Origin of the sequence: Actinoplanes sp. NPDC023801 (assembly GCF_040639655.1) — a bacterium.
In the GTDB taxonomy this organism is placed as follows: Bacteria; Actinomycetota; Actinomycetes; order Mycobacteriales; family Micromonosporaceae; genus Actinoplanes.
The window spans coordinates 225004-234925 of sequence record NZ_JBFAAI010000014.1 but is presented as its reverse complement, the minus strand read 5'-3'; the positions used below and the strand labels follow the sequence as shown (position 1 = coordinate 234925).

The 9922-nt window shown below is 71.0% G+C and carries 14 protein-coding genes and 1 riboswitch; of the genes, 4 read left to right on the top strand and 10 right to left on the bottom strand.

Features of this window, described 5'->3' with window-relative positions:
• Positions 1–133: 133 nt before the first annotated feature.
• The 3 genes from AB0G04_RS25125 to AB0G04_RS25115 are packed head-to-tail and all read right to left on the bottom strand — an operon-like array spanning position 134 to position 2992.
• Positions 134–937, bottom strand: a complete 804-nt coding sequence (locus AB0G04_RS25125) for an energy-coupling factor transporter transmembrane component T (protein ID WP_360987240.1) — start codon at positions 935–937, stop codon at positions 134–136.
• A gap of 31 nt (positions 938–968) precedes the next feature.
• Positions 969–2399: an ABC transporter ATP-binding protein gene (locus tag AB0G04_RS25120; RefSeq protein WP_360987238.1), complete on the bottom strand. Its 1431-nt coding sequence runs from the start codon at positions 2397–2399 to the stop codon at positions 969–971.
• Between the two features lie 2 nt (positions 2400–2401).
• Positions 2402–2992 (bottom strand): ECF transporter S component, encoded by a 591-nt coding sequence (locus tag AB0G04_RS25115; RefSeq protein ID WP_360987236.1) that lies wholly within the window; start codon positions 2990–2992, stop codon positions 2402–2404.
• A gap of 72 nt (positions 2993–3064) precedes the next feature.
• Positions 3065–3167, bottom strand: a riboswitch (TPP riboswitch).
• A gap of 91 nt (positions 3168–3258) precedes the next feature.
• On the opposite strand from AB0G04_RS25115, the gene AB0G04_RS25110 reads away from it, so the two are divergent.
• On the top strand, positions 3259–4074 hold the full coding sequence (locus tag AB0G04_RS25110; protein ID WP_360987262.1) for an alpha/beta hydrolase: 816 nt from the start codon (positions 3259–3261) through the stop codon (positions 4072–4074).
• A gap of 31 nt (positions 4075–4105) precedes the next feature.
• A complete protein-coding gene (locus AB0G04_RS25105) occupies positions 4106–4609 on the top strand; it encodes a DUF6328 family protein (protein WP_360987234.1) in 504 nt (167 codons plus the stop codon).
• Between the two features lie 53 nt (positions 4610–4662).
• On the opposite strand, the gene AB0G04_RS25100 is transcribed toward AB0G04_RS25105, so the two are convergent.
• From AB0G04_RS25100 to AB0G04_RS25070, 7 genes are all read right to left on the bottom strand, one after another.
• Positions 4663–5265, bottom strand: a complete 603-nt coding sequence (locus tag AB0G04_RS25100; RefSeq protein WP_360987232.1) for a hypothetical protein — start codon at positions 5263–5265, stop codon at positions 4663–4665.
• Between the two features lie 138 nt (positions 5266–5403).
• Positions 5404–5814, bottom strand: a complete 411-nt coding sequence (locus AB0G04_RS25095) for a transcriptional repressor (RefSeq protein ID WP_360987230.1) — start codon at positions 5812–5814, stop codon at positions 5404–5406.
• On the bottom strand, positions 5811–6113 hold the full coding sequence (locus AB0G04_RS25090; RefSeq protein ID WP_106316558.1) for a metalloregulator ArsR/SmtB family transcription factor: 303 nt from the start codon (positions 6111–6113) through the stop codon (positions 5811–5813). The genes AB0G04_RS25095 and AB0G04_RS25090 overlap by 4 nt, the downstream gene beginning before the upstream one ends.
• Before the next feature lie 30 nt (positions 6114–6143).
• Positions 6144–7010 carry a metal ABC transporter permease gene (locus AB0G04_RS25085; RefSeq protein WP_360987227.1) on the bottom strand — a complete coding sequence of 289 codons (867 nt, stop codon included), beginning with the start codon at positions 7008–7010 and terminating at the stop codon, positions 6144–6146.
• The gene (locus tag AB0G04_RS25080; protein WP_360987225.1) at positions 7010–7792 is read right to left on the bottom strand and encodes a metal ABC transporter ATP-binding protein; all 783 of its coding nucleotides are present in this window, start codon (positions 7790–7792) and stop codon (positions 7010–7012) included. The genes AB0G04_RS25085 and AB0G04_RS25080 overlap by 1 nt, the downstream gene beginning before the upstream one ends.
• Positions 7789–8709 (bottom strand): metal ABC transporter substrate-binding protein, encoded by a 921-nt coding sequence (locus AB0G04_RS25075; RefSeq protein WP_360987223.1) that lies wholly within the window; start codon positions 8707–8709, stop codon positions 7789–7791. The genes AB0G04_RS25080 and AB0G04_RS25075 overlap by 4 nt, the downstream gene beginning before the upstream one ends.
• Before the next feature lie 49 nt (positions 8710–8758).
• Positions 8759–9037 (bottom strand): DUF6703 family protein, encoded by a 279-nt coding sequence (locus AB0G04_RS25070; RefSeq protein ID WP_360987221.1) that lies wholly within the window; start codon positions 9035–9037, stop codon positions 8759–8761.
• A gap of 3 nt (positions 9038–9040) precedes the next feature.
• Between AB0G04_RS25070 and AB0G04_RS25065 the strand changes: the two genes are divergently transcribed.
• Complete coding sequence (locus tag AB0G04_RS25065; RefSeq protein WP_360987219.1) at positions 9041–9382, top strand: antibiotic biosynthesis monooxygenase family protein; 342 nt, start codon at positions 9041–9043, stop codon at positions 9380–9382.
• A 16-nt stretch (positions 9383–9398) separates the two neighbouring features.
• Positions 9399–9893 carry a hypothetical protein gene (locus tag AB0G04_RS25060; RefSeq protein WP_360987217.1) on the top strand — a complete coding sequence of 165 codons (495 nt, stop codon included), beginning with the start codon at positions 9399–9401 and terminating at the stop codon, positions 9891–9893.
• Positions 9894–9922 lie beyond the last annotated feature (29 nt).

Sequence of the window (9922 nt, the reverse complement as noted above, 5' to 3'; positions counted from 1 at the left end):
GGGCTCGAAGCACCAAGCGGAGACGACGTGAGCGGGTGACCACCCCCGATTTTCACGCACGGCACGGGCGTCAGAAAGACACGGATGGCTGTCTCCAGCACGTCGAGACAGCCGTGGTGTCCAGCCAGGGGGGTTAGCCGGTTACTGGGCGGAACACGTTCAGGGTCACGGAGACGGTGATGATCGCGGCGGCGGTCAGGAACGCGGCGATCAGCAGGACGGCGTCGGCGCGGGTGAAATGCTGGCGGCGGGCGTGGGTCCGGGGCACGTCCGAGTCGAAGCCGCGCGCGTCCATCGCCACGGCCAGCCGTACCCCGCGCCGTAACGCCCCGACCAGCAGCGCGAACGCCGTCGACCCGAAGAGCCGCAGTTTGGCGACCGGGTTGCGGCCGGCGTCGATACCGCGGGCACGGCGGGCCAGGCTGAGCGACCGCCACTCCTCGCCGAGGAGCGGCACCAGACGGAACGCGGCGAGAGCGCCGATCGCGAACCGGGCCGGTGCCCTGGTGTTCTGCACCAGCGCGTCGGCCAGGTCGGTCGGGTCGGTGGTGGCGAACACGACGATCCCGGGCAGCGCCACCGCGAAGACCCGCATGATCAGCGCACCCGTCGTGGTCAGCACGCCGGTCGTCACGTCGACCGGGCCCAGCGACACCAGGAGGGTGCCGTCGCGTTCGGCAGCGAACAGCACCATGGTGATCAGGATTCCGGCTGCGGCCGGCAGTAACGGCGCCGCTCGCCGGGCCAGCACGCCGAGCCGTACGCCGAAGAACGGCAGCACCAGCATTTCGACGAGCAGCGCCAGGGCCGGGGTCAGCGGGTCGAGGGTGGCGATCAGCGGCAGCGTGAAGAGCAACGCGGCACCGAGCTTGGCGACCGGGTTGCGGCGGGCGAGCGGCGCGGCCGGATCAGCGACCGGCTGAAGAGCGAGGGTCACGGCCGTGCCGTCCCGAGCGAAAGAGCGAGCGTCACGGGCGGTGCCTTCGGGGGAGCGGGTCCGGTTCCGGTGCGCCGAGGGGGACGGTTCGGTCGGCGAGGGTACGCACGAACGCGTCATCGTGGGTCACCGCGATCACCCCGTGTCCCTCCGTCCGCAGCGCGGCCAGCAGTTCGACCAGCTCGCGCCAGGTGCGGCGGTCCTGGCCGAAGGTCGGCTCGTCGAGCACCAGCAGCCGCGGCGCGGTCGCCAGTGCGGTGGCCACACTGAGCCGGCGCGCTTCCCCGCCGGAAAGGGTGTACGGGTTGGCCCCCGCGAGCCGGGTCAGCCGGAGCCGTTCCATCAGCTCGTCGACGGTACGGGTGATCTCGGCGGGGGAGCGGCCCAGCCGGCGCGGCCCGAGCGCCAGTTCGTCGGCGACCCGGGCGGTGACGAACTGATGCTCCGGGTTCTGGAACACCGATCCGACCCGGCCGGTGAGCGTGGCGGCCCGCCAGCGGTGCGGCGGCCGCCGGTCACCGAACGCCTCGACCCGCCCCGACGTCGGTGCGAGCAGCCCGCCGAGCAGCAGGGCCAGGGTCGACTTGCCGGTGCCGTTCGGTCCGGTGACGGCCAGGACCTCGCCGCCGCCGGCAGAGATGGTGACGGGCTCGAGGCGTCCGCTGACGGCGGCACACTCCGTCCGTACCAGATCGGGGGTCGCCTTTGATGTCGCCTTGATCGGTGGGGTGTGGAAACCCGGCACCCACACGCCCTCGTCAGCGAGTTTGTCGCCGTAGGCCGCGAAGATCACATCGGGTGATCCGTCGGCGCGGACGCCGCCGCCCGCCTCCAGGACGACGACCCGGTCGACGAGCGGAAGGGCCTCGGCGACCCGGTGTTCCACGATGATCAGCGTGGTGTCCGGGCCGGTGGCCCGGGCCACCGCCTCCCGGATGAGTGCGGCGCCCGGCGGGTCCAGGTTCGCGGTCGGCTCGTCGAGCAGCAGCAGGCCGGGACGCAGGGCGAGAATCCCGGCGAGGGCGAGGCGTTGCGCCTCACCGCCGGAGAGGGCCGAGGTCGGGCGATTCATCTGGTACGGGAAACCGACGCGATCGAGCACGTCGGAGACCCGTGGCCAGATCTCGGCGGCCGGCACTCCCCGGTTCTCCAGCCCGAACGCCACGTCGTCGCCGCTGCGGGCCATCACGAGCTGGGTCTGCGGATCCTGGAAGACGATGCCGACCCGGTCGCGGGCCTTGCGGGGGTCGAGCCCGTCGATCTGGATCGTGCCCTCGGACTCACCGGAGTCCTCCGGCAGCAGCCCGGCGATCGCGGCGAGGAGGGTGCTCTTGCCGGCTCCCGAGGGGCCGAGCAGGAGCACCCGTTCGCCGTGCCGGATCTCCAGGTCCAGCCCGCGGACCGCCCAGGCGCGGCGACCGGAGTGCCGCCACCCGAAGCCGTGGAGCCGGACCTCACTCATGTCTAGACGGATGCCCGCTCGCGGCCCGCCGCGAACCGGTCGAGCACGCCGGTCGGGGCGAGCGCCCGGACCAGTGCCCACGAACCGGCTCCGGCCACCACCGCACCGCTGAGCACGGTGATCGCCGCGTACGGGATGCGGTAGGACCACAGGTCGGCGCCGGCGGTGTAGGCGAAGAAGTCGTAGATCGCCGCGCCGACACCGGTCAGCGCGCCGGCCAGGATCGCGACCGGCAGCTTGAAGTTGCGGTAGAGCAGGACCGCGAAGACCAGCTCCGCGCCCAGCCCCTGGATCAGGCCCTGCAGGATGACCGTGCCGCCCCACTGGCTGCCGAGCAGCGCGGACACGGTGGCCGCGACCGCCTCGGCGTAGAGGGAGGCACCCGGCTTGCGGACGATCAGGCCGGCCAGCACGGCCGGGACCAGCCAGACCCCGTAGATCAGCGTCTGTGCCGGGGGGAAGAACGCGAAGGCGCTCTCGGTGATCGACCAGACCGTGCCCCAGGCCCAGAAGATCACGCCGAACGCCACGGCGATGACGGAGGCGACGACGATGTCTATCGTCCGCCAGCGGTTCGATTCGGTTGCTTTCATGATTGCCTCCCAGTGGGTACCGGGAGGAGACGCACGCCGCGACCCCGGGCGGCGGTGCCCAGGGCACGACGCGGCTGGAGATGACCGAACTTCCTGCGCTGGCATTACCCAGATCAGGTACGAGGGTCTGCGGATGCCCGCACTCTCAGCGCTGTGCGCTCCCCTGTCGGATCGAAGCCTGCCCGCTCGCGCGGCCAAGCTCCGGTGGATGTGCTTCGATGACCGTAACACCTGGTAGCGGCGTGGCACAGGGGAGGGATCACGTGATCGAGGTCAAAGCGCGCGGGCTGGTTTTCGACGTTCACGAGGGCGGGCCGGAGGACGGTGAACCGGTTCTCCTGCTGCACGGGTTCCCGCAGGACTCCCGGGAGTTCGACCTGATCCTGCCCCGGTTGCACGCGGCCGGGCTGCGGACGTACGCGCTGGATCAGCGGGGGTATTCACCGGGTGCGCGGCCGTCCGGCGCCGCCGCCTACACGATGACGTCGGTGACCGCCGACGCGATCGCCGTCCTCGACGCCCTCGGGGTCGAGAAGGCGCACGTGGTCGGGCACGACTGGGGCGCGCAGGTGGGCTGGCAGCTGGCCGCCCGCCATCCGGACCGGGTACGCACCCTGACCGCGATCTCGGTACCGCATCCGCGGGCGTTGCTGCTGGCCCTGCGGGTCCGCCCCAGCCAGCAGGCCCGGCTCACCTACTTCAAGGTGTTCCAGACGTCGTTCAGCGAGAAGTTGCTGCTGGCCCAGCACGCCCTGCTGCTGCGGCTGATGCTGCGCCCGCTCGGCATGCGCGCCGAGCAGTACGTGGCCGCGATGCGCGAACCGGGACGGCTCACCGCTGGACTGAACTGGTACCGGGCCTTCAGCGCCGCGCAGGTGGCGAATCTGGGCGCTGTCACCGTGCCGACCACGTACGTGTGGAGCGACGCCGACGGCGTGGTCGGGCGGACCGCGGCGCTGCGTACCAGGGACTGGGTGCGGGCCGACTACCAGTTCGTGGTGATGCGCGGCGTCACCCATTGGGTGCCGGAGCAGGCTCCGCGTGAGCTTGCCGACGCGGTGCTGGCACGTATCGGGGTTTGACGGAGGGGTGCTACGGGGAACTCGGCGCGGCATGGCGGTCGATACCCACACTCCCCGGGAAACTGAGAAGCAGCGCTGGGACCGGAACTTCGCTGATCTGCTGCAAGAGCTGCGGGTCGCCCAGACCGGTGTGCAGATTCTCTTCGCGTTCCTGCTCACCCTGCCCTTCAGCAGCGGCTTCCCGAACGTCACTCAGTTCCAGAAGGACACCTACATCGTCGCCCTGATCAGTGCGGCGTTCGCCACCGCGATGATCATCTCGCCGGTGGCGTTCCACCGCGCGCTGTTCCGGCAGGGCCGCAAGCCCGAACTGGTCAAGTACGCCCACAAGATGGCCACCGGTGGTCTGGTCTTCATGCTGGTCTCGATGACCAGCAGCGTCCTGCTGATCACCGACTACCTGCTCGACTGGAAGTGGGCCATCCCGCTGACCGTGGTCACCGGCGGCTGGTTCCTGACCTTCTGGGCCATCCTGCCGTTCGCCCACCGCGAATGGGGCGACGACGACGAGGACGACGGTTCCGCGCCCGCCTAGTAGCACCCGGGCTGGCTCGCACCGCTGAGACAGCGGTGCGAGCCAGCCGAGCATCAGCGGCGCTTCAGGCCGAGCTGACGCAGCTCCAGCTCGGCGAGAGCGGCGACCGCGGCCGAGTCGCCGGCCCGCCAGCTCTGGGCGATGTCCGGACCCAGCTTGGCGAGCCTGGTCAGCGGCTGGGTCGCCAGCGCGCGCAACGCCAGCAGGTCCTGGCCGGCCGGGTCGCTGCGGACCGCCACGGCGACCCCGGCCCGGCGGATCCAGCTCAGCCGCCACGGCAGCCAGAAGAAGAGCACCAGGGCGAGCGGTACGCCCACCGCGACCGCGGGCAGGATCAGCGCCAGCTGAGCGACGAACTCCTGCTGCTGACGGCCCGCGTCGGCGATCGACCGGGCAGCGTCGGCAGCGCCGGTGAACGGACCGGTCAGCTCGTCACCGACGATCGGCACCCGGCCCACCTTGCCGCCGGCGTCAGCGAGATTGTCGGCGATGCCGCTGCCGGCGCCCTCCAGTTTCTGGCCGGGCACGGCGAGCTTCTCCACGACGTCGTGTATCCAGAAGGCGACCCGGATCCACAGGTAGACCCAGATGACGACGAAGATGTCGCTGATCAGTTGGCGAAGGGCGACGGGGACGCGGTCCGCATAGAGCTTCACATCGGAAGCGTCGCACCCAGCCCTCCACGGCGCACTCCGGGTCGTCCCTCAGGGGCCGCAGGGGTCCCGCTCCGTTGCGGCGCCCTCGGGTCGCCCGTCAGGAGCGTTGGGCTGTTGCGGCGCCGTCGGGGGCGTCCGTCAGGAGCGTGGAGCCTTCGCGGCGCACTCCGGGCAGGTCCCGAAGATCTCGAGGGTGTGCGAGACGTCGACGAAGCCGTGCTGACCGGCCATCTTGTCGGCCCACGACTCGACCGCCGGGCCGAGCACCTCGACGGTCCGCCCGCACGACCGGCACACCAGATGGTGGTGGTGCCCCTGGCTGCAGCGGCGGTAGAGGTGCTCCCCGCCGGGCGGCCGCATGACGTCAATCTCCCCGGCGTCCGCCAGCCCCTGCAGCGTCCGGTAGACGGTGGTCAGCCCGACCCGCTCGCCCCGGTCCCGCAGCATCGCGTGCAGGTCCTGGGCACTGTGGAAGCCCTCGGTCTCGGCGAGGACGGCGCTCACCGCGCTGCGCTGCTTGGTGTTGCGGATCGTGTTGTCGGCGTTCACTGTCGGCTCTCCCTGGCGTGGCTCACGGCGTCGGCGACGATGTGGGCGACGTGTTCGTCCACCAGGGAGTATGCGATCTCCCGGCCCCGTCGCACACCCCGCACCACACCGGCTCCGCGCAGCACACGCAGGTGCTGGGATACCAGCGGCTGCGGAGCGCCGAGTTTCTCCACGAGATCGTGGACACAGCGCTCGCCCAACCCCAGCTCGACCACGATGGCGACACGGATCGGCGCGGACAGGGCACGCAGCAGTGCCCCCGCCGATTCGTACGCTTCGTAACCGGTGGTCGTCGTCATCGTTGCGCCAACGGTACAGGCAGGTAGTGGTCAGGCATGCAGCACGACATCCGGTGGCTCGGAGGCCGTCGGAGGGGTCTGCGGGCGGTGCAGCGAGTGCCGGATCGACGCGGCCAGCGCGGTCGCCACGAAGACGGCCAGGGCGAGCAGGACGGTGGTGGCACCCGGTGCGGTGTCCGCCTCGGCCGAGACCAGCACGCCCGCTCCGGCGGCACCGACCCCGATCAGCATGGCGACCGTCATGGTGCTGACGAACCCCCGGGTGAGCTGCTGTGCGGCGGCCACCGGCACGACCATCAGGGCCGAGACGAGCAACAACCCGACGGTACGCATGGCGATCGTCACGGTCACCGCCGTGGTCACGGCGAGCAGGAGGTTGAGGGTCCGCACCGGCAGGCCGCTGACCCTCGCGTACTCCTCGTCGTTGCAGAGCGCGAAGAGAGCCGGGCGGAAGAACAACATGGCGGCCAGCACGGTCACACCGAGCCCGCCGATCACCATGAGGTCGGTGGCCGAGGTGGTCAGCGGCGAACCGAACAGGTACTGCATGAGACTGCTGTTGCCGCTGCCGTCGGAGAGGCCGACAAGCAGCACGCCACCGGCGATCCCGCCGTAGAAGAGCATGGCCAGGGCCAGGTCGCCGGAGGTGCGGCCGCGTTCCCTGATGAGCTCCACGCCCACCGCGCCGACGGTCGCCACCACGATCGCGGAGAACACCGGTTCGTTGCCGGTGAGCAGGCCGAGACCGACACCGGTGAGCGCCACGTGACCGATCCCGTCGCCGATCAGCGAGAGCCGGCGCTGCACCAGGTAGATGCCGAGCGCCGGGGCGGCCAGCCCGATGATCATCGCGGCCGCCAGGGCGCGCTGCATGAACGGCAGCGTGAGCAGTTCCATCAGTACGCCTTCGTTCCCTCGGTGGGGGCCCACTCGCAGATGCCGGCCTTGAGTTCCTCGGCGTGCGGGTGCAGGTGCTCGTGGTCCGGTTCGGCGTGGTGGCCGGCCGGCTCGGGGGGAGTCCCCTCGTACGCGATCCGCCCGTCGTGCACCACCACGGCCCGCCCGATCAGCGGCCGCAGCGGGCCCAGTTCGTGCAGGACCAGCAGGATCGTGCCGCCGTCGCCGGCGAACCGGGTCAGCGCCGCGGCGAACGCCTCCTGGCTGGCCGCGTCCACCCCGGCGTTCGGCTCGTCGAGCACCAGCAAGTCCGGTTTCCCGGCCAGTGCCCGGGCGATCAGGGTGCGCTGCTGCTGTCCGCCGGAGAGGGTCGTCACCGGGTCGCCGATGCGGTCCAGCAGCCCGACGGCGGTCAGCGCGTCGCGTACCGCCGCCTTGTCCCCCGCCGCCGGGAAACGGAAGACGCCCCGCCGGGCCAGCCGGCCCGAGGCGACGACCTCGCCGACCGTGGCCGGCACGCCGCTGCCGGCGCCCAGCCGCTGCGGCACGTACCCGATCCGCGCCCACTGCCGGAACCGCTTCTGTGGCGTCCCGAACAACTCGATCGAGCCCCGGCGCGAAGGGACCAGGCCGAGGATCGTCCGGATCAGGGTGGACTTGCCGGAGCCGTTGGCGCCGAGGATCGCGACCACGTCGCCGGCCGTGACGCTCAGCGACACGTCCCGGAGGACCTCGCGGCCGTCATAGCCGGCCGCGAGATGGCTCACCGCAACAACGCTCATGAACACTCCAGGCCGAGCTTCAGTGCGGCCAGATTGGCGCGCATCACCGAGAAATAGTCCGCCGAGCCGTCGGTCAGCCCTTCGATGGGGTCGAGCACCGCGGTCCGGGCGCCGACCTCCTTGGCGATCGTCTCAGCCACCTTCGGGCTGACCAGCGTCTCGAAGAAGATCGTGGTGGTCCCGTGCTCCTTGGCCTCGGCGGCCACGGCGGCGAGCCGCTGCGGGGACGGCTCGGTCTCCGGGTCGACACCGGTGATGCCGATCTGGGTCAGCTCGTACCGGTCGGCGAGGTAACTGAACGCGGTGTGGCTGGTGACCAGTTCCCGGCGGGCACAGTTGGCCAGCCCGGTCTTGAACTCGCCGTCCAGTGCGGTCAGCTCGGTGCGCAGCGTGGCGGCGCGGGCGGTGAAGTCGGCGGCGTGCGCCGGGTCGGCCTTGCCGAGGCGCTCGGCGAGCTTGTCGGCGATACCGGCCAGCCGGGCCGGGTCGAGCCACACGTGCGGGTCGGCGCCGGAGTGTTCCTCCTCGCCCTCGGCGTGCGTGTCGCCCTCGGCGTGCGCGTCGGCCTCCGCCGCGTCGATCGTCTCGACCGCCGTCGCGGCGTCGAAGGCACGGTCGCCGCCGTTCTGCTTCACCGCGTCGTCGACCGCGGGCTGGAAGCCGGCCAGGTAGACGATCAGGCCGGCGTCGGACACCTCACCCACCTGGCGGGCGGTCAGTTCGACGTCGTGCGGCTCGGCGCCCGGCTTGGTGAGGGTGGACACGCTGACCGCGTCGCCGCCGACCCGCTCGCTGACGAACTGCAGCGGATAGAACGCCGTGACGACCGGGAGCTTGCCGTCGGCGCCGGCGGAGTCGCTCCCGCAGCCGGTGAGGGCGGTCAGCAGGAGCAGGGCGGGAAGCAGGCGGCGCATCATGCCAGCAACTGTCGTCGATAATGACAATGATTGTCAAAGCCGCATGAATTCACAGCGTCTTCGACACCGCGGCGACCACCAGGAGGGTGAGCAGCACCACCCGGACCACCCGGGTGACCGGCAACTGCACCGGCCACGTGCTGAAGGTCAGCGCGCCCAGGCCGGCGGCCAGCAGGCCGAGCAGCAACGCGCCCACGATGCCCGGCAGGAAGAGCCCGGCCAGCAGTACGACCAGCACCGCGAAGAACGCGGCGGTCGGATTCACCCGGGCCAGCCGGTGCAGCAATGTGCGCGTCATCTCGCTCCTGTCGCGTGTGCGTACCCTCATCACATGCTGGTGCTCAACCGCTTCTCCGTCCCGGCGGAAACGCAGGACGACTTCCGGGACCGCGCGCACGCCGCGCTCGGCGCCCTGTCACGCACTCCCGGCTACCGTTCCGGCCGGCTCACCCGGGCCCTGGAGGACACGGCCGGCTGGATCCTGGTCACCGAATGGGAATCGGTCGGAGCCTACCGGCGCGCGCTCGGCGCCTTCGATGTGAAGGTGCACGCCACGCCGCTGCTCGCGCTCTCCCTCGACGAGCCGTCGGCGTTCGAGACCCTCGCCTCCGCGGAGCCCGGCGGGGACGTGATCGTCACCGCCAGCGACCGGGCGGCCGAACCCTGGCGCTGAACACTAGGCTTGCAACATGAGTCTTCCTCCGCCCCCGCCGCCGGCCGGCCCGGGTGTGCACCCGCCGTTCCCGGCTCCCCCGGTCGAGGGACGCGGCAAGCGGGTCGGGACGAGCCTCGGCATCGTCGCCGGCATCGTCGTGCTGGTCTGCGGTGCCGGCTCGATCGCCGGATTCGGGTTCGTGACGGCCTTCAACAGGGCGCTCGACGAGCAGGTCGAAATCGTCGTCAGCCGATACCTGGAGGATCTCCAGGATCGCGACTTCGACGGCGCCTACCAGCAGCTCTGCCAGTCCGCACGGGACTCCGAGACCCAGGCCGACTACACCGAGCGGATGGCGGACATGGAGCCGTTCGACTCTTACTCGGTCGGTGATCTCTCCACCCTCGGGATGCGGCTCACCGTGCCGGTCGAGCTGACCTACCCCGACGGCGACCAGGTGAGCATGGAGGCCGACCTCACGCAGAACCAGTCGACGGGCAAGTTCGAGGTGTGCGACCTCGGAGAGTAATCTCGCTCTTCGTCCTGTAACTCTCGATT